This window comes from Bradyrhizobium sp. CCBAU 51745 (genome assembly GCF_028128715.1).
In the GTDB taxonomy this organism is placed as follows: domain Bacteria; phylum Pseudomonadota; class Alphaproteobacteria; order Rhizobiales; family Xanthobacteraceae; genus Bradyrhizobium; species Bradyrhizobium manausense.
The window spans coordinates 26,952-50,822 of record NZ_LBJP01000090.1 but is presented as its reverse complement, the minus strand read 5'-3'; the positions used below and the strand labels follow the sequence as shown (position 1 = coordinate 50,822).

Here is a 23,871-nt window from a genome sequence, read left to right as displayed (position 1 = left end):
CGGTGCAATCCGGGTGAGGGACCGCAATAGACGGTGAGACCGTGACCCCTCACCCGGATCGCATCTTTCGATGCGATCCGACCTCTCCCTTCGGGAGAGGTACAGCACCACGGTGGGACCTTGTTTGGTCTCGCTACTCGCTTAGAATTTTGAGTCTGTTTGTTGTTGGGGGAACGAATGACTTTTCAGAGGATCGTCGTCGCGCTGCTGGTGCTTGTGGTCGCCGGCCTCGGAGCGATCGGCTATGTCGAGTGGAAGATGGCTGTGCAGGTGCGAACGCTGAAGGCGTTCGTCGAGGGCTATGTCTTCAACGAGGCCGTGTTGGCCTGCGAGCAGGCCAAGAGCTCGACGCCGTTCAAGTGGAACGGCGGCAAAAGCACCTCGGTGATCGGCCTGAACTCGGTCAAGACAGATAAATACAACGTCTATGCCAGCTACACGCTGGTGGCGGACAGCGTTTATTGTGATTACGATCCCATCAAAAGAAAGGCCGAGATCGGCTCGAGCTTCCTGGAGCGGGAGTAACGATCCGGACCATCAAGCATGATCCGGAAAAGTGTGAAGCGGTTTTCCGGGAAGATCATGCTCAAATAATGGGAAGGGATCGTCATGGCGCACGGGCAGGGGGATTACCGGATTCTTCAGGAAGCGGCCTTGCGGGATTATCTCGCGGGCCTGCCCGACATCGCGGCGCTGCTTGGCGGCGCGCCAACCGCCTGGTCCATCACCGAGGTCGGCGACGGCAATCTCAATCTCGTCTTCATCGTGAAAGGCGCCAGCGGCGGCATCGCCGTGAAGCAGGCGCTGCCTTACGTCCGCCTCGTCGGCGAGAGCTGGCCGCTGCCGCTGTCGCGGGCGCATTACGAATATCTGGCACTGTCCCGGCAGGCCAAGCTCGCACCTCGCCTGGTGCCCGCCTTGCTGCATCACAACGAGACACTCGCGCTCACCGTGATGGAGCTGCTCGAGCCCCACATCATCATGCGCAAGGGCCTGGTCGCAGGAGTGCAATATCCGCGCTTCGTCGACGACATCACCACCTTCATGGCGCGGACGCTGTTCTTCACCTCCGATCTCGCGCTTGCGGCCGCCGAGAAGAAGGAAGCCATCGCGGCCTTCGCCGGCAATCATGCGCTCTGCAAGATCACCGAGGATCTGATCTTCACCGACCCCTATCGCATCGCCGAGCAGAACCGCTGGACCGCACCCTATCTCGATGGCCTCGCCGCATCCTTGCGCGAGGACATGGAGCTCCATGTCGCGATCAGCAGGCTGAAGCTGAAATTCTTGGCAAGCCCAGAGGCGCTGCTGCATGGCGATCTCCACACCGGCTCGATCATGGTGACGGCGTCAGAGACGCGGGTGATCGATCCCGAATTCGCCTTCTTCGGTCCGATGGGGTTCGATGTCGGCGCGGTGCTGGCCAATCTCCTGATGGCCTATTTCGCCTCCGCCGGCCATGAGGGAGCGCCGGGCGTGCGGCGCGAATTCGAAGCCTGGGTGCTGGAGACGGTCGACCAGGTCTGGAACGAATTCGCGCGAAAATTCCTCGAGCTCTGGCGGTCGGAGGCGAGCGGCGATGCCTATCCGGTCTCGCTCTTTGCCGGCGAGAAGGGCGCGATGCGGCTCGAAGCCGAGCGGCAAGCCTACATGCAGCGCCTGTTCACCGACACCGTCGGTTTCGCCGCTGCCAAAACCATTCGCCGCATCTTCGGCCTCGCCCACAACATCGATTTCGAGCTGATCGAGGATCCGCGCAAGCGGGCGGTGAGCGAGGCGCGCGCTATCAGGCTCGCGCGCGGGATGATGGTGGAGGCGGCAGCGTTCCGGACGGTCGCCGACGTCACCGGCGCGGCGCGGAAGCTGCGGGACTGGCAGCCGGAGCTGACGGGCTGACGGAGCGCTTCTTTGCGCTCCGTCATTGCGAGCGTAGCGAAGCAATCCGGACTGCTGCCGCGGAAAGATTCTGGATTGCTTCGCTGCGCTCGCAATGACGGGGAGACAGCGTCGCGCTCAATACAGCCGTATCGGGAGCGGAGCGCCGTCCGGGCCGACCAGCAGACCCCAGGTCTCATTCGCTGCGACCTCGAGCTCCCGGCTCCGGGCCGCGTTGCCCTCGACCTTGACGGTGATCCTGTGCTTTCCCGGCGGCAGATCGATCTTTTGGATGTCAGACCCTTCGCTCGCTGCGTCGTCGGTATGCGCCAGTTTTTCTCCCACATGCGGCGCCAGGCTGATGGTCCGCTCGTTGACGTTGACGGCGGCCGCTTCATCGGTCTCATTGCCGAGCATCAGCCTCACTTGCCCCGGCTTGGGCGGGATACCGGCCGTCGCGTCCGCACGCTTGCGCACGGACAGGTCGACGATGGTCCTGTTGTCTTGGCGAGTGAGCCGGAGCATCGCCGGTCCGTCCGGTGTCGTGAAGGCGATCTCGGCCCTGTCAGGCGTGATCACCGCGCCGTCCTTCTCGATCCAGCCGCGCTGTCCGAGCGCGGCGCGATAGAAGCTGGCTACGGTTGCGAGATCGAGCGGCGTCTCTACTTGACCCGAGCGGATGAAGAAGGCGTTCTTCGCGGTCATCAGCTCCCAGCTGGCCGGCAGCGGCAGGCCGGCATCATCGGACATTTTGGCCTCGAAGGTCCGGCTGGCGGCCCGCGCCAAAATCCGCAGCGCGCCGCAGATCAAGCGTTCGCCGAGATAATCGGGCGTGCAGCGGTTCCTGGTCGCCCACCAGGTTTCGTCGACATAGGTGTTTGCTCCCGAACTGCGGTACCAGCCGACGTCGATGCCGTCAGCGGGGCCGTCCCTGTCAGGGTCCGGCGTGACGGGGATCGCCATCGCCGCCGTCGCGGCAACCAGGCTGCCCGCGAGCAAGATACCTAACGTTCCGCGCATCATTGTTTCGCGATCCCTGGGGCTCAGATAACGATCCCAGGCTTGGTCGCGTCGATCGCGAAAAATGTTCACTGCCCCTGGCGGCGCGATGACGCACCGCGTCATCAGGCGCCCTGCCTCAGGAACCGACATCGACCGCCCTCAAAACGAAGCTTGCGTTCGACGGGCAGTGAATGATCAAATCCGTGATCGAAATACCTGCGCTATTGGGAGACCACATGATGTTCAGGATGACGGCGATCGTCGCGGGGATGGCATTGGCACTTGCCGGATCGGCGGAGGCCCAGACCCCACGCAAGGGCGGGACCATCCGCATGACCGCGCCCTACGGTTCGAGCTTCACCAGCCTCGACATCCACACCACCCAGCGCGCCCAGGACGAGATCTACGCCAAGGCGCTGCATCGCTCGCTCTACACCTGGGACTCCGCGGAAGGAAAGCCGGTGCCAGAGCTTGCGAAGGAGGTCGTCGTCTCGGGCGGCGGTCTCGTTCACACCTTCAAGCTCCGCGACGACGCCTATTTCCACAATGGCCGCAAGATGACGGCCGACGACATCCTCTGGACCTTCAACCGCATCATGGACGGCACCAAGGCCTATCCCGGCGCGCGCTATGTCCGGATCATCGAGGGCGCAGCCGCGATCGAGAAGGGCCAGGCCAAGGAGATCTCCGGCCTGAAGAAGATCGACGATTTCACCCTCGAGATGAAGCTGACCGAAAAGGTCGATCCCGGCTTCTATTTCTTCACTGCGCTGACGTCGATCTATCCCGCCGACGAAGGCGCCAAGGACAGCTTCATCCAGCACCCGATCGGTCTCGGTCCCTTCAAGTTCGTCGAGCACGTGCCGGGCTCGCGCATCGTCTTGGAGCGGTGGGACAAGTTCTACAAGCCCGGCAAGCCCTATGCCGACAAGGTCGTCGTTTCGATCATGGGCGAGGCCGCGGCGCGTGATGTCGCCTTCCGCAACAAGGAAATCGACACCTCGGTGCTCGGACCGGCGCAGTACGTCGCCTATCAGGCCGACCCCAATCTCAAGGGCACCATCGTCGAGGTTGCCGAAGTCTTCACGCGCTACATGGGGATGAATCCCGCGTTCAAGCCGTTCGCCGACAAGCGCGTTCGGCAGGCGATCAACTACGCGATCGATTCCGATTTGATCATCAGCAAGCTGGTCAAGGACAAGGCCTATCGCGCCACCAGCTGGCTGCCGCTGACCTCGCCCGCCTACGACAAGACGATGAAGCCGTATCCCTATGATCCCGCCAAGGCCAAGCAGCTGCTTAGCGAGGCCGGCTATCCCCAGGGCTTCGAATTCGAATGGACCACCAGCCAGAATGAAAGCTGGGGCCTGCCGATCGTCTCGGCGGTCATCCCGATGCTGGACAAGGTCGGCATCAAGGCCAAGGTCAAGCAGGTCGAGACCGCGGTGCTGGCCGAGGTGGTGCGCACCGGCGACTACCAGGCCTACGTCTATTCCCAGCAGAGCGGACCGGATCCGCTGGCAGCCCTCAAATGCTTCCACTCGTCGACGCCACAGGCGGCCTGCAACTACACCAATTTCAGGAATCCCGACTTCGACAAGATCCTCGACGAGGCGGGACAGACCGACGACTCTGCCAAGCGCACCCAGCTGCTGCAAAAGGCCAATGCGTTCCTCTATGAGGAAGCGCCGGTCTGGTTCTTCAACTACAACAAGGCCGTCATGGCCGTGCAGCCCTGGCTCCACGGCATCCAGAAGAACCCGACGGAGCTGACCCATCAGAATACCGAGGAGCTGTGGGTTGACGACACTTCGCCCGCGAAATGACACGCATTCTCGTGCTCCCTCCATCGCGATCGAGCGGTGGAGGGACGGAAGAAAGTGCCGATGCTCTCCTTCCTGATCCGTCGTCTGCTGCAAACCATCCCGACCGTGCTCGCCGTCGTGTTGCTGGTCTTCGTTCTGTTCAGCGTCGTTCCCGGCAGCATCGTCTCGTCGATGAGCGATGACGCCGATCCGCAGGTCGAGTTGCGCTTGAAGAAACAGCTTGGCCTCGACGATCCCGTCTATGTGCGTTTCGGTGCCTATATCGCCAAGCTCGCCACCGGTGATTTCGGGACCTCGTTCCGGACACGCGAGCCCGTTACGGCGATGCTCGCCAAGCGGGCATGGCCGACGCTGCAGCTGATCTTCACCGCCATGGCGTTTTCCGTCCTGCTCGGGGTGCCGCTCGGCTTCATCGCCGCGTTGCGGCCGGGCGGCCTCGTCGACAGTGCGGCGATGATCGTCGCGGTGACGGGGCTGTCGATTGCCAAGTTCTGGCTCGGATTGGTGATCATGTATGTCTTCGCGCTGAAGCTCGGCTGGCTGCCGAGTTTCGGCTATGGCGATGGCGGCCTGAAATATCTGCTGCTGCCGGCCCTGACCCTCGGCGTCTCGCCGATGGCGCTGTTTGCCCGGACCACGCGCGCCGCCGTCCTCGAGATCATGACGGCCGATTTTGTCCGCACCGCACGCTCCAAGGGCATGAGCGAGACGCGCGTGGTGAAGTGGCATGTGATGCGCAACGCGCTCGTGATCATTCTCACCACCGTCGGCCTGCAATTCGGCGGGTTGATGGGGCAGGCGGTCGTCGTCGAAAAGCTGTTCTCCTGGCCGGGCATCGGCTCGCTGCTGGTGGACAGTGTCTTGCAGCGTGATATTCCTGCCGTCCAGGGCTCCATTCTCGTGGTGGTGCTGGCCTTTCTCGCGATCAACCTGCTGGTCGATTTGCTCTACGGCGTGATCGACCCGAGGATCAGATACGCATGAAGCTGCGCGCCAATCTCATCATCGGTGGCACGTTGTTCACGCTTGCGATCGTGGTCGGCGTGCTCGCCCCTTGGCTGGCCCATACCGATCCCGTCCTCGATGCCAACCTCATGAACGCGGAGGAGCCGCCGAGCTGGACCTGGTGGTTCGGCACCGACGACCAGGGCCGCGACATCTATTCCCGCGTCGTCTACGGCGCGCGCGTCTCGCTCACGGTCGGCATCGTCTCGCAGCTCATCAACAGCGTCATCGGCGTCGCCTTAGGCCTCAGTGCCGGCTATTGGGGCGGCTGGTGGGATGACGTCGTCAATGCCCTGACCAATGTCATGCTCGCGATCCCTTCGCTGATCTTCGCGCTCGCCATCATGGCGGTGCTGGGACCGGGCCTCACCAGCCTCCTGATCGCGCTTGGCCTCACCAACTGGTCCTTTACCTGCCGCATCGCCCGCGCCTCGGCGCTGTCGCTGCGGAACCAGGGCTATGTGCAGGCGGCGACCGTACTTGGCTATGGCGATCTGCGCATCATGATGACGCAGCTGCTGCCAAACATGCTTGGGCCGATCGTCGTCATCGGCACGCTCGGCATGGGCAGCGCGGTGCTCTCGGAGGCGGCCTTGTCGTTCCTCGGCCTCGGCGTCCGGCCGCCGTTTCCGAGCTGGGGCAGCATGCTGTCGGATGCCCGCGACCAGATCACCACGGCGCCGTGGCTGTCAGTGTTTCCGGGCCTTGCCATCTTCCTGACCGTGCTCGGCCTCAATCTGCTCGGCGACGGCCTGCGCGACATTCTCGATCCCCACTCGCGGAGCCGGCGGACATGACCGGCGCGCCGCTGATCGAGGTCGAGGATTTGCGCATCGATCTCGACGATGGCGAGAGGCGCGTTGCCGCGGCCGAGGGCATCTCCTTCCGCATCGACCGCGGCGAGACTTTTGGTCTCGTCGGTGAATCCGGCTGCGGCAAGAGCATCACGGCGCTCGCCCTGATCGGCCTGTTGCGGCCGCCGTTATCGATTGGCAGCGGGGTTATCCGGTTTGACGGTCGGGAGATCCAGCACCTCTCGGCGGCCGCACAGCGCGACCTGCGCGGCAACAGGATCGCCATGATCTTCCAGGAGCCGATGACGGCGCTGAACCCGGTCTCGCCGGTGGGATGGCAGATCGCCGAGATGTTCGTGCTGCACAAGGGCAAGAGCTGGCGTGAAGCCAATCAGCTCGCGGTCGAGGCGCTGGCGAGCGTTCGCGTGCCTGCGCCGGAGCGGCGCGTGAACGACTATCCGCATCAGCTCTCCGGCGGCATGCGCCAGCGCGTCATGATCGCCATCGCGCTCGCCTGCGGCCCGGACTTGCTGATCGCCGACGAGCCGACCACGGCGCTCGACGTCACCGTGCAGGCCGAAATCATCGAGCTGATGCGCAATCTCTGCGCCGAGCGTGGCACGGCGATCCTGATGATCAGCCATGATCTTGGCCTCGTCGCCAATGTCTGTCGCCGCGTCGCCGTCATGTATGCCGGCCGCATCGTCGAGGAGCGCGGCTCCGCCGATATTTTTCGCACGCCCTCGCATCCCTACACTCAGGGCCTGGTCGACTCGCTGCCGCGGCTCGGCAGTCGCGCAGCCCTGGGCCGGAGCAGGCTCAAGGAGATTGCGGGCGTCGTGCCCGCCATCACCAATTTCCCTGATGGTTGCCGGTTCAATCCGCGCTGTGCCCATGCCACCGACATATGCAGGAGCGTCGTGCCGACGGCGGACTTCCTGGAGGCTGGCGGCCTGGTGAGGTGCCACCACCATGCATGAGCCGCGGGGAAAGGACGATCTCATTCTCAGCGTCGAGGATCTCGCGGTTCATTTTCCTGTTGGAGGCGGCCTCTTGGGCCGCAACCGGCGGGTGCTCCGCGCCGTCGACGGCGTCGATCTCAATCTGAAACGCGGCGAGTGCCTCGGTCTCGTCGGCGAGTCCGGCTCGGGCAAGTCGACGGTCGCCCTGTCGATCCTGGGTCTTCTGGCGCCGACGCGCGGCCGCATCGTGCTGGACGGGCAGGTGATCACGGGCAGGCCGTCCGGCGATCGCAAGGCGCTCGCCCGTATCGTGCAGATGGTCTTCCAGGATCCCTATGCCTCGCTCAATCCGCGCCAGACGGTGCGCCGCACGCTGGAGGATCCCCTGCGCGTGCATGGCGTGACCGCAAGAAGCGAGATCGAGGATCGCGTCGCGACCATGCTGCGGCACGTGGGCCTGCGGCCCGAACAGGCCGACCGTTACCCCCACGAATTCTCCGGCGGCCAGCGCCAGCGCATCGGCATCGCTCGTGCCCTGATCCTCAACCCGAAGATCGTCATCTGCGACGAGCCTGTCTCCGCGCTCGACGTCTCGATCCGCGCCCAGATCATCAATCTGCTCTTGGAATTGAAGGACACGCTTGGTCTGTCCTACATCATGATCAGCCACGACCTCGGCGTCGTCGAGCATATGAGCGACCGCGTCGCCGTGATGTATCTCGGCCGCATCGTCGAGAACGGCGACTGGCGCGAGATCTTCGAGCGGCCTGCGCATCCCTATACGCGCGCCTTGATCGCGGCGATCCCCGATCCGCTCCACCATGCACCGCTGGCGACGACGGGCGGCGATCTTCCCAACCCGCTCAATCCGCCCAACGGATGCGCTTTCAGCCCGCGCTGCCGTTACGCGGAAGACGTGTGCCGCCACGAGCCGGGACCGACGCTGGAGACGCGGCCTGATGGGCATGCAGTGAGGTGCTGGCGGAGCGAGGAGATTGCCGGGCAGGCAGCTATGGCGTCAGCCGGGAGCTGAGATTCCTTCAGCTGAGGACCTCATGACGAGGAGGGGCCTTCGATATCGGCAGCCGGATGGTAGGCGCTCGCGCAATGAGAAGACGCAGCGCGCGTCGACCCGCTCGCCGGCGGAGCCGACGTATGGAGCATGCGCGTCCACGGCCCTTCGCGGTATCTGCATTGCGGCCAAGCGAGGCGGAAAACCGACGCTTGGCTCTCAAGACAACTCAGTGGCGCGGCGAACACCCAGCTATTTCGGTAAATAACACTTGAGCAATACGACCGTCTCGTCGCCGTTATTAAAAAGTTCGTGGTCAAGCCCGCGACCGGTTTTCCGTTCGTAGGTTACAAACGGCTTCAGCCGGATCTTGTCCTTTTTCGCTTTCGTACCCTTGGCTCCGGTGTACGTGTCCCTATCCAACGTACCGCCGGTCAAAGGTACAACTATGTACGGCCTGGACTCTACATGTCGGCCGGTCGTCGATTTAGCCGGCATGGTCAGCCTCACTATGGCGACACCACGACCTTTATGAACGACCCGCACACCAGCCTTTTTCGCCATGACTCCCCCTTTGACACACAACGTTCCAGGATGCAGCATAGCCGGGACATCCATTTAGTTCAACTGACACGTGTAGCGGTCGGCGGCGACTGTTGTTCAGCATGGGCGCTATATGTATTGCTTGGTGTGCGGTTCGGGAAATGAAGAAAGCGCCGGCTCCTGCGGCGTCTGCGGCGCGGGGCTGCACACCTACTGTGCGGCATGTGGCAATGTCGGAGATCAGAAGGCTCGATTCTGTGCTGCTTGCGGTACGCGGCTCAAGCCCGCGCTCTCCGAAGTGTCCGGGCCGGAGAAAGCAGCAGCCGGCAACTGGCTGGAAGATCTCGGACGAGCCGAGAGAAAGCATGTATCGGTTCTATTCGCAGACATCGTCTCTTCATTCGAGACCATTGCGAGCCGCGATATTGAGTGGACGGAGACATTCCTTTCAGATGCATTTCGCGGAATGGCGAATGCGGTTCATAGATACGGTGGAACGGTAAGCGGAACGCGAGGTGACGGAATACTGGCACTCTTCGGCGCTCCCGTCGCGCGGGAAGATCATTCGTCTCGAGCGTGTCTTGCCGCGCTAGCGATACTCGAGTTTGCCGCCCTGGAACGACAGCGTGGACGAAATTTGGTTGTTCGGGTCGGAATCAATTCCGGTGAAGTCATCGTCGGCGTGAACACGTTCGACTTATCGGTGCAATATGATGCCGTCGGAGAAACCGTACATCTTGCAGCTCGTATGGAGCAAATGGCCAAGCCCGGCACCGCCTTCTTAACGGCGAGCACCGTCAAAAGCACCGAGGGACTATTCCGCGTGCGTTCCCTCGGCGAAATGAGCGTACGAGGATTGCCAAAACCGGTTGAGGTGTACGAATTGTTGGGAGCTATCCCCAACGCGGCGCGTATACGCGCGCAGCCTTACCGCACTCCTACTCCATTCATCAACCGCGAAACCGAATATGCGACCTTTCTCAATTCAGCGAGCTTGGCAATATCCGGGCAAGGACGGATTGCGGCAATTGTCGGAGAGGCAGGAAGCGGAAAGTCGCGTCTGGTCGAAAAATTCGTCGGATCGGAAGCCATTGGTCCGTGGCATTTCTTGAAAGCCAGCTGCGTATCCTATGACAGCGCCACGGATTGCGCACCGTTCGCCTACCTTTTACGACGTCGCCTGAATCTGGAGTCGGAATACGACGCCGAGCGCTTGCGGACGACACTGTCGGCCTGGATAAATCGTCTTGGCTCCGGTCTCTCCTGGCTCACGGCGCCCCTTCTCGCGTTGTTTGGCGTGGATCCCGCTGATCAAGGATGGCTTCTCCTTACACCTGAAGAACGCCGGCAGAAGCTTATTGCGGCCATCAGCACGGCCTTGCTTCAAGAAGCGCGAAACGGCCCATTCTGCATACTTCTTGAGGATCTTCATTGGTCCGACATCGGGACACGCGAAGTTCTCGATCATCTCGCGGATGCTTTGCCGACTACGACACTTCTGTGCATCGTGACCTTTCGCCCAGGGATCAAGCTTGCATGGCAGGATCGAACCTACTGCACCACGATCAAACTTGCTCCGTTACACGCCAAGGAAGCGCGAACGTTGCTACAACACATTTTGGGATACTCCGCAGAGTTGCAGAACGCGATCGGTATCATTCTTGATCGAGCCAACGGAAATCCACTCTTTCTTGAGGAATGTGTCCGCTCGCTGGTCGACGAAGGCGTGCTGCTAGGTGAGTTCGGGGCGTTCCATCCCGCCAAAGAGATCAGCAACATTCAGCTACCACCTACGATCGCACTGGTGGTCGCCCAGAGAATTGATCTGCTCGACCCGACGGCGAAACGCGTTCTTCAAGCCTGCGCTGCAATCGGCGTGTGGATTCCAACCCTGATATTGGCTGAGATCGCGCAACTGCCGGAGCAATCGCTCGCGCAAGCGCTCGAACGGTTGTGTCGTGCCGAGTTCATCGAGCAAACGGGGTTTTTTCCTGAAGGTGAATATGCTTTTCGTCACGTCGTTCTAAGAGACGTTGCATATGATGGGCTGCTTCGCGAGCAGCGCACATTGCTACATCAGCGAATTCTCTCGGCAATGGAATCTCGGCTGTCCGAACGGAAGTGGGAGCTGGCGGAGCGATTCGCCCATCACGCAATCGCCAGTGGCAACGCCGAGAAAGCGATTATCTATGCCCAATCCGCCGGTCGCAAGTCGGCATCGCGCTCCGCATGCCGAGAGGCGGTAACATATTACGAAGAGGCCCTCCGTTTTGTAGAACGCCTGCGCGACGGGGATGACAGGAGTGCAATCGAGTTCGATCTGCGGCTCGATATGCGATATCCACTCTTTCAGCTTGGAGAGCTTTCTCGTGTTCACCGGCTTATGACCGAAGCGAATTCGATTGCATCAGCCGCTGATGACAAAGTTCGTGAAGCGCAAGTGGCTTTGTTCCTTAGCCATGTTTCGTGGCTGATGGGCGAGCACAGAGCTTCTATCGCCCATGGCAAGGCCAGTGCTCGGTTGGGTTCGGAGCTCCAGGACCAGGATCTGGTGCAGCGCGCGAACTTCTTCGTTGGTCTAGGCCACATGGGGCGGGGGCGGCTCTCCGAAACAGCCAAGCGCATGCGCGATACAGCGGACTACTTTCGCGCCCGGCCTCCTGAAGTCTCGCGTGGCTTGGGTGCGCTGGCCGGGGTTGCTTTGGGCTATTTGATCCGTGCACTCGTCGATCTGGGAAAGCTTGAAGCGGCAAAGGATCTTGTAAAAGAGGCGAGAAGGGTCTCCGAAGCGGAAGGTACGCTTAACACGATCATCACCAACGTCAGCACTGGGTATCTACACCAAGCGTGTGGAGAAATGGAGCTCGCATTACGTACCTTGCACGATGCATACGACCTATCGAGAAACTCGCGGGTTCGCCTCATGACTCCCGTCGTGCAAACCTATTTGGGCGGCGCCTACCTCGCAGCAAAGGATCCTCTCGCAGCAGCTCCTCTGCTTAGAGAGGCGGTAGAGGAGGCAGCCAATATAAAGCTTCTGTACTTTCAGCCCGTTCGTATGTCGCATTTGGCACGCGCTGAATTTTCTCTCGGAAGGCAGGAGAGCGCCTTGAAGCTTGCCAAGTCGGCTCTGGCTTTGGCCCGAACGCACGGAGAGGTGCAGTCCGAAATCCTATCTCTGCTCACGCTCGCCGAACTGTCTCCAAATGGGGGCCACGATCCGGACATAGACCTCGTAAGAGCAATTCGGAGCGCTCACAGGAAGGCGAGGATCCTTGACTTGGCTCCGGCTGCGGAAGAGTGCGAGGCCGTAATGGCTCGCCTTTACGGTTTCGGGATTAGCTAGCCGGAGCCTGATCTGGAAAGTGTACGACGGTTTTCCCTCGCGACATCAGCGGAACGCGCTTGCGCGGAGATCATGCTCAAACAAAGAGCTAAAGGGCGATGATGATTCAACCCAATTTCATCGCGCGTTAGCATCTCGCCTCCGACGAATCTTTGCTTCTTTCGACGCAACCGGGTTGACAGCCCGGCTGGCAGGGCTTTTATTCGTGGCACGGGGAATTGCGATCTCCCCGCGAGGCGACATGCCCAAGAATCGCGTCCTGATCACCAAGGGCGCTGCATGTCGACATCACATACCACGATTTCATCAAATAGGCTGTCTCGGCTGATCGGCGCGCCCAACGCGCCGGCGCCCATCGACGCGCGCATCGACGAGCTGCTGGCTCCCGCTGCACTGTACCGTCGTCGCCCTGAACCTGGGCTGGAGAGCAAGACCAGGAGAACAATGATCGGGAGGCTATTGGCGATCTCGATCCTCCGGGTGAGCGCGCCAGTCGCGGCCCACGGTTTGATGGTCCTCATTCGGCATGGTCGTGCCGGCGTGATCACCCTCGTTGTCCGCCTTCCAGTCGCGTCCGATCGTGACATCCCCCGCGCGGCTACGATCCTGCTCGCGGGATTGTTCCGACTGCTGCGGCGACTGGGGGTGTTGGACGGCGGTGGACTGCGCTTGTGTAGCGCTTCCGGTGAACACGAAACCTAGCGCCAGAACGGACAACAGGGCAGCTGATGTTGAATGTCTCATAGTGGTCTCCTTCCTTGCAGGAGGTACTGCACCAACTCGCCGTGACGAACTTTGTTCGGAAGGTACGCGCGTTTGCGGTGCGTGCAGTGCACCGGAACCGTTGTGCACGTTTCGGCGCATTGGGAGGTGGCACTGCTGAGGCAGGAGCCGGCACAACCGTTTCGGCAATGAAACTTTGCAAGTTTGGGGATCTGCGACCTCCCCATCAGATGGATTTCCATCCAAGCGTTCGCTGTCTCGTTCGGGAGAACGGCTCATGGATGCTCCTGTCTTTGCTATCTTTGCTCTTGCTGCCCTGGTCGGCGGCTTCGTCAGCGGATTTTCCGGATTTGCGATGGGCCTCGTCGTCTCGGGCGTCTGGCTGCACATCATCACGCCGATGCAGACCGCGACCTTGATTGCCGGTTACGGCCTGCTCACGCAGGGCTATGGCATCTTCAAGCTGCGAAGCAGCCTGGATTTGCGCAAGGCATGGCCGCTTGCGTTCGGGACAGTCGTCGGAATTCCCATTGGAGTGGGCATTCTCTCGTATCTGAACCCGGTCTACCTCCGGCTCTCTGTCGGCGTATTGCTGATGATCTACGCAGTCTACGGTCTGGCGCGACCGGTATTCGCGCCGATGAAGATCGGCACCGGTGCCGACATCGCGATCGGCATCTCGAATGGGCTTCTTGGCGGCTTGACCGGGCTCGGCGGCATTATCTCGACGATCTCCTGTCAATGGCGCGGCTGGCCGAAGGATCTGCAGCGGGCCGTGTTCCAGCCGGTGCTGTTCCTGGCGTTCGTGGTCATTTCGATCTCCCAGGCGGCCGCCGGCAGCATCACGAAGGACACGCTGGCATTGTACGTGCTGGGCGCGCCGTTCCTGGTCGCCGGTCTGTGGTCCGGTTTCCGGCTGTTCGGAAAGATTGACGACGAGACGTTCCGAAAGGCGGTACTGGCGCTGCTGTTGTTCGCCGGACTGTCCTTGCTCGCATCGACGCTTCCTTCGCTTCGCTGATTGACGAGGACATCATGCCGCTGAGGACGGCCCGAACATCGGGAGTGGGACGATCAATGACGTACACCGTCGCAGCCTTGCCGTCGCGATCTTCATTGCGCATGTGGCTCGCCGCGGCGTCTGTGCTGAGCTTGGTGATGGGAGGAAATGCCGTGGCCGAGACCCTGAATTTTGACAATGCTCCTGCCGGATTGCCGCCCGACGGGTGGACCTTGACGATGACCGGCAGGGGAGAGCCGAAATGGACCGTGGAGGCCGAGCCCTCGGCGCCGAGCAAACCGAACGTTCTCAAGCAATCCGGACGAGCGACTTTTCCGCTTGCGATCAAGAGCGACACCGCGATCCGCAACGGCTTCGTTGAAGTCAAATTCAAGGCCATCGCAGGGTCGGAAGATCGCGCCGCGGGACTCATCTGGCGCGCGAAGGATGCCAACAATTACTACGTCGTCCGGGCCAACGCCCTTGAGGACAATGTCGTGCTTTACAAGACGATCAAGGGTGTCAGGACGTCGCTGGAGATCGTTGGCCGCAAAGGCGGATATGGCGTCAGCACGCCGGTGACATCAGGGCAATGGCACGTGCTGCGTTGCGATTTCGCAGCAAGTCGGTTCAAGGTGACCTACGACGGAAAATCGCTATTCGAAGTGGAGGACGCCAGCATTGTTGATGCCGGCATGATCGGCCTGTGGACCAAGGCCGACAGCGTGACCTTGTTCGACGATCTGACTTACGGCGAGATCAAATAGGCATTCGTCCAACTTGGCGGGGATATCAATGAGAGTCAGACGTTTATCGATCGCGACGGCGCTGCTGATCGCGTCCAGCTGCCCAATGCGGGCGGTAGAGGCGTTGGTCGCCTATCAATCGCTCACGCCGGAGCTGGCGCTCGATCTGGCGACCGCCGCACTAACCAGCTGCCGTAGCCATGGTTACCAGGTTGCCGTCGCCGTTGTCGATCGCTTCGGCGTGACGCAAGTGGTGTTGCGCGACCGCTTTGCGGGCCCCCATACGCCAGCAACGGCATCCGGCAAGGCGTGGACGGCTGCGTCGTTCAAGACCAGCACGATGGAGCTGAATGCGGTCAGCCAGCCGGGCATGATGCAATCGGGCATTCGGAGTCTTCCCGGGGTGGTGGTCATAGGAGGAGGATTGATCGTCGAAGCGGGGGGCTCTCTGGTCGGTGCGATCGGCGTGTCCGGAGCGCCGGGCGGTGACGCGGACGAAGCGTGCGCGAGAGCCGGGATCGCGGCCATACGTGACAAGCTGGACTTCTGACGGAGGACGACGACAAACTATCGAACTGGGAGTTGCGAGGCCCTTCCCGGGAGCTTGGCGGGTGATCCACTGGTCATGGCAATCTCCATGCAGGAATGAAAAACGCAAGCGCACGATCGATGAGCCGCAGGTGGATGATGGTCGAGATGATGTTGCAATGGCCCGCGTGCGAGGTCACGCTGTGCGGGGGCCTGACCCACGAAACTGTTCTTCCATGAGTTGCCGATGGCCACGAGCGCAGACCTTCGCCGCATAGCCCTGTCGCTGTCCGGGACGACGGAGGCCCCCCACTTTGATCGGGCCGCGTTCAAGGTGGCCCGGATCTACGTGACCCTTGCTGCCGACGGCAAGACGGCCAACTTCAAGTTCACGCCGGACGAGCAGGAGCTCAAATGCCTCACGGCGCCGGAGGCGTTCGCTCCGGTGCCCAACGCCTGGGGCAAGCAGGGCTGGACCGCGGCGACACTGGCGAAGCTGTCACCGAGCGAGCTGAAGTCGGCCCTGGAGACAGCGTGGCGCCACGCTCGATCGAAAACGCGGAAACCCAGGCGCGGCTGAGCAGAGAGTGTCTCTTGGAATGCGCTGACGCGGGAGGCGCGTCGGGTTTCGCTCGATTCCAAACCAAATTCGCGGACAGGTGACCAAGATCATGCTGGCCGCTGATGGCTGCTTTTGGCCCCTACCTCACATCGGCAGCCATTGAACCTTAGGGTCCGGATCGCAGACGTAGCAACGAGCGGGATTTTTGGAAGTCGTCCAATTGACTGGAATTGGTGCAGCATGACGCGGCTCGTATCGGAAGACCGCGCAGTTTGAACTAACGCAATTTGAAGGGATCACGGCGCTAATTTCTTGCTTTCTTAGAGAAATTGCAATGACTCAAATGCACTCGATGACCGCCAACTCGGCGACCACATTGATCGTGCTACTGGTCTCGCACTTGGCAGCGAACGCGCACGATCCTAACCGACCTGAACTCAATCATTGGTTCGAGAGCCTCAAAAGTGGCAAGGGGCCATGCTGCTCAAACGCGGACGGAATAGCAGTTGCCAGCCCCGATTGGGAGAGTAAGGGCAGCGGATACCGCGTCCGTTTGTACGGACAATGGTGGGATGTGCCACCGGAAGCGGTGATTGTCGGACCCAACCTCACCGGGCGGACGATTGCGTGGCCCGTGTATGAGTATATCGATGGCATGCCAGCACGCGTAACTGATATTCGCTGCTTCATTCCGGGTCCCATGATGTGATTCAAAATCAGCAGCGTCACTTCCGCTTGTGCGACCCATGCGTTTCCACACAACCAAGGCCCGCAGCTGCTGGCGACGCCCTCGGTTTGCCTTTGATCCACGTCAAAAAATTATACGAGCCGGCATCATAAGCTTACGTCACTTCAAAGAAGCCGAGGTCAGCGCTCAATCTTGCGGGGTTGACGGATGCTGTCATGGTTGGCGAGGCAGGCAATGCGACAAACCAGAATCACCTTGGCCGACCTTGACAAGTCCCTCTCTGACTTAGGCGACGGAGCTCTCCACAATTTGTCGACGGACGACTACAAGCGGCTCTTTGGCGAAAACGACGCGGCTCTGAGCCGCCTTCGTCATTTCGTTAAGGGGCATGGATGCGTTGCAAGCTTCTCGGATGACAGCATCGTCTTTCGGAAGCTAGTTTCGACCCCGCCGCAATCCTGCATTCAAAATATTGAATAGGCCGCATCGGCAAGATGATCGGTGTGGATATTGAAGAGCGGCCGAGTTCCTTAAGAAGGCCCGGACGAAACTGAACGCCGCCTCGTTGGAATCAGCCTACGCATTTTCGCTTCTGGCCGCTGCCAACCCGCGCGCAATACGCCGATCCGCGCGCGAGGTCTGTACGGCATGACAATGAGCGGGATCGCTGCGGTAATCCGTTCTTGCGCTTCCCAACAACCCAACTTAAGTTAACTCGCCGGAGCAGGCGACTGTACGGCTGATCGGCGTCATGTTGCAGGGGCGTTTCTGCGGTGGAATAATACTGGTTGCCCGCCAGCGTCGTTTCGGCAAGTGCCGCTTGATGTAGATGAGCGAATCGGGAGTGGCGTCATGCACCGATACGTGGCCCGAGCGAATGTGGATCACTATCTCGATCTCCTGAATGGCGATGACCTTGCACCGCACAATCGGGCCACCATCACCAAGCTGCTCGTCGAGGAAGAAGACAGGCTCAGCCACGATCTGGAGCATCTTGAGTTCGCGGAAACCCGCGCCGCCAATGGCCGCCAAAGAGTGAACCACGTAAGGCGCCTGCGTAATGCCTTCGCGTTTGACACGGCGGAACGCGCACAGGCAGATCGCCTATTGGTCAACTGCGAAAATCTGCAGACGCTCCTGGAGGATTTCTGCCATCACCTGCGTGCGAGGATCGACTCGCGCGAGCTCTGACACTCCGGGCTCAAGAACGGCTCCTCAAGGAAGCTGTCGCTTAATGTTCGTTTCCAACCGCTGCTCCAACCCACTGTAGTTCGCTTCTGGCCCATTGCGTCTGTTGGTGCGACGCAGAGATGTTTCTGGAGTTGGACCGGAAGTGTCCTATCAACCGCCGGAGATTCGCCAATGACCCGTTGCAGCCCCCGGACTCGCAGCCAAAGTTGCAGGAATCCATAGAGCGACGGATGGCAATAGCGATCAACGTCCGAGCCGATGGCGACTCCGCAAGTGCGGTCGAGCAGTTTTGGGACCAGGTTGCGGCATTCGAAGATGAACCCTCGATGCGCACTCTCGGCTACCGGCCACATTTTGAAGCTGCCAGCGGGCGCGCGGTAGGAAGGAAAGCCGCTTGTGGCCCCGTAGCGGATACCCATTGCACGAACTCGAGCGCTATGGGGGATAGGCGGACATTACCTTCGTCGCATGATGCCGCGGTGCGGGGGCGTGGTCTGGCAAATCAATTGGCCATCGTCACGATCTGTCGAACGAGGTCGAGAAAAGTCGCGCTATGAATTCCCTTCTGGCTCCGGTCCAGTTCGACGAGTTGAACGGCAACCAGACGCTTCTCCGGCACGATGACGATCAACTGTCCGCCGTAGCCCGACGCAAAGATTGCGTCTCGTCCCCAAACGCCGGCATCGAGTGTCCACCATAGATAGCCATAGCCGCGGTCTTTTCGATCGGTCTCCGAATAGGCCTTGGTCGACTCGGCCGTCCATTGCGACGGAACGACGGAAGCGTCATTCCATCGTCCCTTGTTGAGGAACAGTAATCCGAAGCGTGCAAGATCCCGCGCGCTCATGCTGAACACATAGGCGCGGTAAAGCGAGGAACTATCTCCAACGAAAGCCCCGTCGTGGGCGGTGAAATCCTGCATCCCGATGGGACGCGCAATCATTTTGTCGAAGCTATCGAAGATGTCCGAGCCCGTTGCCCTTTCATAGATTGCACCCAGGGCGTTGAAGTCCCAGTTGTTGTAATACCAGAACGTGCCGGGCCGATGGGAACCCCGCGGCGGCCGATTCGATTTCTGGTCGCTCGTCTCATAAGCTGCGGGATGATAGACCCCGGAGCGGGCCATGAGCAATTGACGAACAGTTGCCTGCTTCTCTCCGGTCGTCAGCGATGGCGAGGTGTCGTCGATCCCCAATTGGTCGAGCGTGCCTTCGAGTTTGATCTGGTCGCGTTCGATGGCGATTCCGTAGAGAGCACTCAGGAAGCTCTTTCGAACAGAGCGCACGTTGACCTTGCGGGTGAGGTCGCCTGAGGTCGCGACCACCAGGCCGTCTTGCACGATCATGATTGCGGTCGGCTTGTACTTTCGCGCGTAGCTTTCGACGGTGCCTTGAATCGGCGAGGTCTGCGTCTGTCCGGTAGCGAGGAATTGCCATTCAATGCCGGGCTCGGCACGTGCCCATCCCGAGAAGAGCAGCAAGGTCATCATGACCAGAGCTGCGTGCCGCATGACCATGGATTATGCTCTGAGATTTGGCGAAAATATCTGGAGGGAGACGACTGCTGGTTGTACCGAGATCTCTGGGCCAAGCTTGAGCTAGCGGCTGCGCAGATACCCGGTGGTTGCCATCATGACATCCTACTCCTGTTTTGCCCGACGCGTCAAACCAAATTTCGGGAATAGCGAATAATTCCTGCGCATCAAATTCCGCAATGATTTTTACTGTGCATGGGGTTGTTTTCGCGCTTTTGTTTTGAGGGCGTCTATTCCGCCGCTTTTTCTCGCAACCGCTGTGCATAGACGTTGATGATCAGCGCCGCCAGCAGGATCAGGCCGCGGATCAGGATCTTCAAGAAACTGTCGATGTTGACGTGGTCGAGGCCGTTATTGAGAACACCGAGAACGAACAGGCCGACGATGGTGTTGCCGATGCCGCCGCGGCCGCCGAATAGGCTGGTGCCGCCGACCACGACGGCGGCGATGGAGTCGAGCAGATAGGTGTCGAACTCGTTCTGCTGCGCGCTGCCGAAATGGGCGACGCCGAGCATGCCGCCGATGCCGGCGCACACCGCGGAGATGATCATCACGCTGCCAAGGATGAGCTTGACGTTGAGGCCGGAATATTCGGCCGCCTCGCGATTGCCGCCGACCATGTAGACGTAGCGGCCGAAGCGCGTGTAGGTCAGCACGAGGTGCCCGCCAAGCAGCATGACGGCGGCAACAATGACGATCCAGGGGATGCCGCCGATCGAGCCCGAGCCGAGCGTCGAGATCAGGCTCGGGACCTTGTAGGCGATCTGGCCGCGCACCAGCAGCGCCGAGATGCCGGCCGCGATCTGCATCATCGCCAGGGTCATGATGAAGGAGGGGATGCCGATCACGGTCAGGCCCAGCGCGTTGACGAGGCCGAGAGCCGCGCAGAGCAGGAGCGACAGGATGATCGCGATCGCGCCGGGCAGGGGGATGTTGGCGATGTTGACGTAAGATTCCTGCAGCGTGAAGTAGGCGACCGCGATGCCGGTGACGTTGGCGATGCCCGCGATCGACAGGTCGATCTCGGCGCAGAGGATCACGAAGGTAAGGCCGACGGCGATGATGCCTGTCACCGACACCTGCGTCAGGATATTGCCGAGATTGTCGATGGTCGCGAAGGAGGGGCTGGCGACGGCGAAGAAGGCGGACAGGAAGATCAGCGTCAGGAACGGCGCGATGTTGCGCATCTGCGAGCGCAGGAACGTCGCAGCGCCCCGTGCGCGCTGGCTTGCTGCTGGTGCCGTCTCACTGCTCGCCATTGTGCTTCTCCGTCACGCCGCTTCCAGCAGGCGGTCCTTGCTGACCGGCTCGTTCCTGAATTCCCGCACCAATGCGCCGCGCTTGAGCACGAGGATGCGGTCGGCCAGCGACAGCACCGTTTCCGGCTCGGTCGACAGCACGATGATCGCGAGCCCCCTGGCGCGGAGGTCGCGGACGATGTTGATGACGTCGTTCTTGGCGCCGACATCCATGCCGCGGGTCGGCTCGCACAGGACGAGCAGCTTGGGCGGGTAGGTCAGCCATTTTGCCAGCGCAACCTTCTGCTGGTTGCCGCCCGAGAGCATGCCGAGGTCGAGGCCGACCACCGGCGGCCTGATCTGCAACTGCTCGACCTGGCGCCTGGCGATATCACGCTCCTGCGCCGGTTTGAGCAGCAGCGACGAGATGCGCTCGAGGATGCTGATCGAGATGTTCTTGTACACCGGCTCCTGGTGAAACAGCATGGCGCGCCGGCTCTCCGGCACCAGCGCGATGCCCGCGCGCCGCGCCGCCGCCGTGCTGGCGAAGGTCTTCGGCCGGCCCTCGACGATCAGCGTGCCGGCGTCCGGTTTCAGCTTGCCGAACAGGATGCGGGACAATTCTTGTTGCCCGCAACCCATGAAGCCGTAGATGCCGAGCACCTCGCCGGCGCGGGCCTCGAACGAGACGTCCTTGAGGCTGCGCGCCAGCGACAGCTGGTCGACCTTCAGCACGACCGAACTGTCGCTCGGCCGCGGCAGCATGAGATCGTCGGTGTAGCTGTGCTCGAGCGCCTCGCCGCCGCGGCCGATCATGGCCTCGATCAGCGCGCCCTTGGTGGTCGCGGCGCTCGCGGTCTCCGCAACCTTCCGCCCGTTGCGAAACACGGTGACCGTATCGGACACGCGAAGAATGTCCTCGATGAAATGGGAGATGAAGACGATGGCGGTGCCTTCCTCACGCAAGCGCCGCAGCGTCGTAAACAGCCGCTCGACCTCGGGCGGGGAGAGGGCGGAGGTCGGTTCGTCCAGGATGACGATGCGCGCGCCCGAGAACAGCACACGGGCGATTTCGATCAGCTGCTGCAGCCCGATCGGCAAGTCGCCGAGCCTCGACATCGGATCGACGTCGATGCCGAAGCGGGCGAGCTGCTCGCCGGCCTCGTGCGCCATGCGTCGCCATTGCACGAGGCCAAGCGCGTTGGTCGGCTGGTTGCCGAGGAAGACGTTCTCGGCGACCGTGAGATCAGGCGCGACCGAGAGCTCCTGATGCACCATGGCGATACCCGCGGCATGCGCATCGCGCGCCGAGCGGAAATGGGTCTCATGGCCGTCGATCAGGAAGCGGCCGGTAAATTCGGTGTGCACGCCGGCGATGATCTTCATCAGCGTGCTTTTTCCCGCGCCATTCTCGCCGACGAGGCCGTGGATCTCGCCGGGGAGAAGCGCGAAGTCGACACCACGAAGCGCTTCGACGCCGCCGAAGCTCTTCGTGATGCCCTGCAGTTCCAGGATGGGCCGTCGACCCTCAGGCATGGAGATTTCAGATCAGGAAGTGATCCTGCATCCACTGCATGCCCGCGGCATTGGCCTTGGTCACGACAGGGCCGTCGGTGACGACGTTCTTGGGAATGCCCTGGCCGCTCTTCTCGCCGCCAACGACGGCCGCAACGCCCGCAATGATCGCGCCGCCGTGGATGCGGCACGACGGATTGCGCACGGTCGCGTACATCCGGCCCTCGCTCACCGCCTGGATCGCCGGCGGCATCGCGTCCACACCACCGATCAGGATGTTGGTGCGGTTGTGGGCCTTCATGATGTTGGCAGCGGCCAGCGCCATGTCGTCATTGTGGAAGAACGCCGCGTCGATCTGCGGGTACTTGGTCAGATAGGTCTCCCAGAGCCGCGCGGTCTTGGAGACGTCCCAATCGGCCGGCTGGGTGTCGAGCACCTCGATGGCGGGGAATTGCTTCACCACCGAGTTGAAGCCTTTGGCGCGGCCCTGCGCGCCGGTGTGGCCGAGGGCTCCTTGCGTCATGATGATCTTGCCCTTGCCACCCATCGCGTTGCAGAGCGCCTGCGTCACCGAGGCGCCCATGAACTCGTTGTCGGGGGCGAGGAAGGAATGGACGTTGATCTGGTCGAGCGGCGCAATCAGCGTGTCCATGTCGATGACGGGCGTGCCGGCGTCGATCATCTTCTGCACCGGCTGGGTGAGGGTGCCGATGCCGAACGCCTGGATGGCGACGAAATCCCATTTCTGCGAGGCCATGTTGTCGATCGCCGCGCGCTGCTTCACCGCATCGAGCTGGCCATCGAACCAGGTGACTTCGACATTGAACAGCTTGCCCCAGAATTCCGCGGCCTGCTTGCCCTGCGCGCACCAGGTGGCCTGAAGGCCTGCGTTGGAGAACGCCGCCTTCAGCGGCTTCTCACTGCGTCCCATCTCGGCTGCCAATGCTGGGTTTATGCCCATGCTGCCGAGGATGGCAGTCGCGGCGCCGGCGGTCGCAGCCGCCTGAAGAAGATCGCGCCTCGTCGTCGAGAAATCTTTCGTCTCGGACATCGCTCGCTCCCATATATCTTGTCGTCGGCGCGTCATTGGTTGCGCTACCGATCTGGAAAGTGTCTCACAATCGACGAGTTCACGCCACCCAATCTGCAACGCGAGAGTTGGTGCAGCGCAAAGCGCGCTACGCTGCAAGTCCGCTGCGCTCGCCTGCGAAGTCGAGAATCGGCTTGATGGTCAATGCAAGCATCGATCTCATCACGGGCCCGCTGCGCGTCTCAGGATGCTCATCGAACGGCCGTTGGTAGACGAGGGGCGGCAGATCGGCGTAACGCGAGGCTGCGAGCCTAAAGCTGTTCGATCAGATTGGGAGAGGCAGATAAAAAAAGAGCGGGGCCCTGGCCCCGCTCAAAAATTGTGTCGACCCTATTATCCCCGATTCTAAGATTTGATCTTGATTGACGGGGCGACGCTGCGTTTTGCGCGCCAGGGGCTCCTCCCGAGACTTGGACCACCAGACTTCGACCTCACGGCCAGCCTGAGCAAGAGGGATGCTAGATCAACTTTTCTCACTTGTCATCATTTTCGGCAACGATTGTTCAAAATTCGAGCAGCTGACGAAACGATCGGGCTGTTATGGGTCGTAAGTATATGACAAATATAAGAATTCTGTGGAGATCGCCGGGCGATGCCGCTGCCTCAAATGCCGGACACTGCCCCCGGACGGACGCCCCCCGAAAACATTTTCGAGAAATATGCGCCGCCGCCAGGGCAGCCGATGTGATCT

Annotated in this window: 20 protein-coding genes; 14 read left to right on the top strand and 6 right to left on the bottom strand. The window is 61.3% G+C overall.

The features are described from left to right. Positions 1-177 precede the first annotated feature (177 nt). A complete protein-coding gene (locus XH98_RS31720) occupies positions 178-525 on the top strand; it encodes a hypothetical protein (protein WP_271620966.1) in 348 nt (115 codons plus the stop codon). A gap of 84 nt (positions 526-609) precedes the next feature. After that, a complete protein-coding gene (mtnK, locus tag XH98_RS31715) occupies positions 610-1,896 on the top strand; it encodes an S-methyl-5-thioribose kinase (RefSeq protein ID WP_271620965.1) in 1,287 nt (428 codons plus the stop codon). Between the two features lie 117 nt (positions 1,897-2,013). Here the strand turns inward: mtnK and XH98_RS31710 are convergent, their stop codons facing one another. After that, the gene (locus tag XH98_RS31710; protein WP_271620964.1) at positions 2,014-2,898 is read right to left on the bottom strand and encodes a hypothetical protein; all 885 of its coding nucleotides are present in this window, start codon (positions 2,896-2,898) and stop codon (positions 2,014-2,016) included. A gap of 215 nt (positions 2,899-3,113) precedes the next feature. Here XH98_RS31710 and XH98_RS31705 point away from each other — a divergent pair, with 215 nt between their 5' ends. Genes XH98_RS31705 through XH98_RS31685 form a run of 5 tightly spaced genes read left to right on the top strand, consistent with a single transcriptional unit; the run spans position 3,114 to position 8,497 of the window. Beyond that, complete coding sequence (locus XH98_RS31705; protein WP_271620963.1) at positions 3,114-4,703, top strand: ABC transporter substrate-binding protein; 1,590 nt, start codon at positions 3,114-3,116, stop codon at positions 4,701-4,703. 60 nt (positions 4,704-4,763) lie between these two features. After that, positions 4,764-5,687: an ABC transporter permease gene (locus tag XH98_RS31700; protein WP_271600586.1), complete on the top strand. Its 924-nt coding sequence runs from the start codon at positions 4,764-4,766 to the stop codon at positions 5,685-5,687. After that, a complete protein-coding gene (locus XH98_RS31695; protein ID WP_271600546.1) occupies positions 5,684-6,505 on the top strand; it encodes an ABC transporter permease in 822 nt (273 codons plus the stop codon). Before XH98_RS31700 ends, XH98_RS31695 begins: the two co-directional genes overlap by 4 nt. Continuing rightward, on the top strand, positions 6,502-7,482 hold the full coding sequence (locus tag XH98_RS31690) for an ABC transporter ATP-binding protein (RefSeq protein ID WP_271620962.1): 981 nt from the start codon (positions 6,502-6,504) through the stop codon (positions 7,480-7,482). Before XH98_RS31695 ends, XH98_RS31690 begins: the two co-directional genes overlap by 4 nt. After that, positions 7,475-8,497 carry an ABC transporter ATP-binding protein gene (locus tag XH98_RS31685; protein ID WP_271620961.1) on the top strand — a complete coding sequence of 341 codons (1,023 nt, stop codon included), beginning with the start codon at positions 7,475-7,477 and terminating at the stop codon, positions 8,495-8,497. Before XH98_RS31690 ends, XH98_RS31685 begins: the two co-directional genes overlap by 8 nt. Positions 8,498-8,728: 231 nt before the next feature. Here XH98_RS31685 and XH98_RS31680 read toward each other — a convergent pair whose 3' ends face one another. After that, positions 8,729-9,040 carry a hypothetical protein gene (locus XH98_RS31680; protein WP_271600549.1) on the bottom strand — a complete coding sequence of 104 codons (312 nt, stop codon included), beginning with the start codon at positions 9,038-9,040 and terminating at the stop codon, positions 8,729-8,731. Between the two features lie 112 nt (positions 9,041-9,152). Between XH98_RS31680 and XH98_RS31675 the strand changes: the two genes are divergently transcribed. The 7 genes from XH98_RS31675 (at position 9,153) to XH98_RS31645 (ending at position 17,803) form a co-directional block, all read left to right on the top strand. Continuing rightward, a complete protein-coding gene (locus tag XH98_RS31675) occupies positions 9,153-12,365 on the top strand; it encodes an adenylate/guanylate cyclase domain-containing protein (RefSeq protein WP_271620960.1) in 3,213 nt (1,070 codons plus the stop codon). Positions 12,366-12,644: 279 nt separating this feature from the next. Then, entirely contained in the window at positions 12,645-13,067 is a 423-nt protein-coding gene (locus tag XH98_RS31670) for a hypothetical protein (protein ID WP_271620959.1), read from the top strand. Positions 13,068-13,365: 298 nt separating this feature from the next. Next, positions 13,366-14,109 carry a sulfite exporter TauE/SafE family protein gene (locus XH98_RS31665; RefSeq protein ID WP_271600552.1) on the top strand — a complete coding sequence of 248 codons (744 nt, stop codon included), beginning with the start codon at positions 13,366-13,368 and terminating at the stop codon, positions 14,107-14,109. 152 nt (positions 14,110-14,261) lie between these two features. After that, complete coding sequence (locus XH98_RS31660) at positions 14,262-14,855, top strand: hypothetical protein (RefSeq protein WP_271600553.1); 594 nt, start codon at positions 14,262-14,264, stop codon at positions 14,853-14,855. 28 nt (positions 14,856-14,883) lie between these two features. Then, complete coding sequence (locus tag XH98_RS31655) at positions 14,884-15,384, top strand: GlcG/HbpS family heme-binding protein (RefSeq protein WP_271600554.1); 501 nt, start codon at positions 14,884-14,886, stop codon at positions 15,382-15,384. Between the two features lie 225 nt (positions 15,385-15,609). After that, positions 15,610-15,942 carry an MmcQ/YjbR family DNA-binding protein gene (locus XH98_RS31650; RefSeq protein ID WP_271620958.1) on the top strand — a complete coding sequence of 111 codons (333 nt, stop codon included), beginning with the start codon at positions 15,610-15,612 and terminating at the stop codon, positions 15,940-15,942. A 1,522-nt stretch (positions 15,943-17,464) separates the two neighbouring features. Beyond that, positions 17,465-17,803, top strand: a complete 339-nt coding sequence (locus tag XH98_RS31645) for a hypothetical protein (RefSeq protein WP_271600556.1) — start codon at positions 17,465-17,467, stop codon at positions 17,801-17,803. Positions 17,804-18,305: 502 nt separating this feature from the next. On the opposite strand, the gene XH98_RS31640 is transcribed toward XH98_RS31645, so the two are convergent. From XH98_RS31640 to XH98_RS31625, 4 genes are all read right to left on the bottom strand, one after another. Beyond that, a complete protein-coding gene (locus XH98_RS31640) occupies positions 18,306-19,292 on the bottom strand; it encodes a serine hydrolase domain-containing protein (protein WP_271600557.1) in 987 nt (328 codons plus the stop codon). A 275-nt stretch (positions 19,293-19,567) separates the two neighbouring features. Then, positions 19,568-20,596, bottom strand: coding sequence for an ABC transporter permease (locus XH98_RS31635; protein ID WP_220005612.1), 1,029 nt, complete (start codon positions 20,594-20,596; stop codon positions 19,568-19,570). Positions 20,597-20,608: 12 nt separating this feature from the next. Continuing rightward, on the bottom strand, positions 20,609-22,111 hold the full coding sequence (locus XH98_RS31630) for a sugar ABC transporter ATP-binding protein (RefSeq protein ID WP_271600558.1): 1,503 nt from the start codon (positions 22,109-22,111) through the stop codon (positions 20,609-20,611). A 7-nt stretch (positions 22,112-22,118) separates the two neighbouring features. After that, positions 22,119-23,141: a sugar ABC transporter substrate-binding protein gene (locus XH98_RS31625; protein ID WP_057756120.1), complete on the bottom strand. Its 1,023-nt coding sequence runs from the start codon at positions 23,139-23,141 to the stop codon at positions 22,119-22,121. Between the last annotated feature and the right edge of the window lie 730 nt (positions 23,142-23,871).

Coding starts and splice junctions, on each gene's coding strand:
- XH98_RS31650 (WP_271620958.1), top strand. CDS start 15,610: ATGGCCACGAGCGCAGACCTTCGCCGCATAGCCCTGTCGCTGTCCGGG.
- XH98_RS31690 (WP_271620962.1), top strand. CDS start 6,502: ATGACCGGCGCGCCGCTGATCGAGGTCGAGGATTTGCGCATCGATCTC.
- XH98_RS31630 (WP_271600558.1), bottom strand. CDS start 22,111: ATGCCTGAGGGTCGACGGCCCATCCTGGAACTGCAGGGCATCACGAAG.
- XH98_RS31700 (WP_271600586.1), top strand. CDS start 4,764: ATGCTCTCCTTCCTGATCCGTCGTCTGCTGCAAACCATCCCGACCGTG.
- XH98_RS31645 (WP_271600556.1), top strand. CDS start 17,465: ATGCACCGATACGTGGCCCGAGCGAATGTGGATCACTATCTCGATCTC.
- XH98_RS31625 (WP_057756120.1), bottom strand. CDS start 23,141: ATGTCCGAGACGAAAGATTTCTCGACGACGAGGCGCGATCTTCTTCAG.
- XH98_RS31720 (WP_271620966.1), top strand. CDS start 178: ATGACTTTTCAGAGGATCGTCGTCGCGCTGCTGGTGCTTGTGGTCGCC.
- XH98_RS31695 (WP_271600546.1), top strand. CDS start 5,684: ATGAAGCTGCGCGCCAATCTCATCATCGGTGGCACGTTGTTCACGCTT.
- XH98_RS31685 (WP_271620961.1), top strand. CDS start 7,475: ATGCATGAGCCGCGGGGAAAGGACGATCTCATTCTCAGCGTCGAGGAT.
- XH98_RS31680 (WP_271600549.1), bottom strand. CDS start 9,040: ATGGCGAAAAAGGCTGGTGTGCGGGTCGTTCATAAAGGTCGTGGTGTC.
- XH98_RS31640 (WP_271600557.1), bottom strand. CDS start 19,292: ATGATGACCTTGCTGCTCTTCTCGGGATGGGCACGTGCCGAGCCCGGC.
- XH98_RS31705 (WP_271620963.1), top strand. CDS start 3,114: ATGATGTTCAGGATGACGGCGATCGTCGCGGGGATGGCATTGGCACTT.
- mtnK (WP_271620965.1), top strand. CDS start 610: ATGGCGCACGGGCAGGGGGATTACCGGATTCTTCAGGAAGCGGCCTTG.
- XH98_RS31655 (WP_271600554.1), top strand. CDS start 14,884: ATGAGAGTCAGACGTTTATCGATCGCGACGGCGCTGCTGATCGCGTCC.
- XH98_RS31635 (WP_220005612.1), bottom strand. CDS start 20,596: ATGGCGAGCAGTGAGACGGCACCAGCAGCAAGCCAGCGCGCACGGGGC.
- XH98_RS31670 (WP_271620959.1), top strand. CDS start 12,645: ATGTCGACATCACATACCACGATTTCATCAAATAGGCTGTCTCGGCTG.
- XH98_RS31675 (WP_271620960.1), top strand. CDS start 9,153: ATGTATTGCTTGGTGTGCGGTTCGGGAAATGAAGAAAGCGCCGGCTCC.
- XH98_RS31665 (WP_271600552.1), top strand. CDS start 13,366: ATGGATGCTCCTGTCTTTGCTATCTTTGCTCTTGCTGCCCTGGTCGGC.
- XH98_RS31710 (WP_271620964.1), bottom strand. CDS start 2,898: ATGATGCGCGGAACGTTAGGTATCTTGCTCGCGGGCAGCCTGGTTGCC.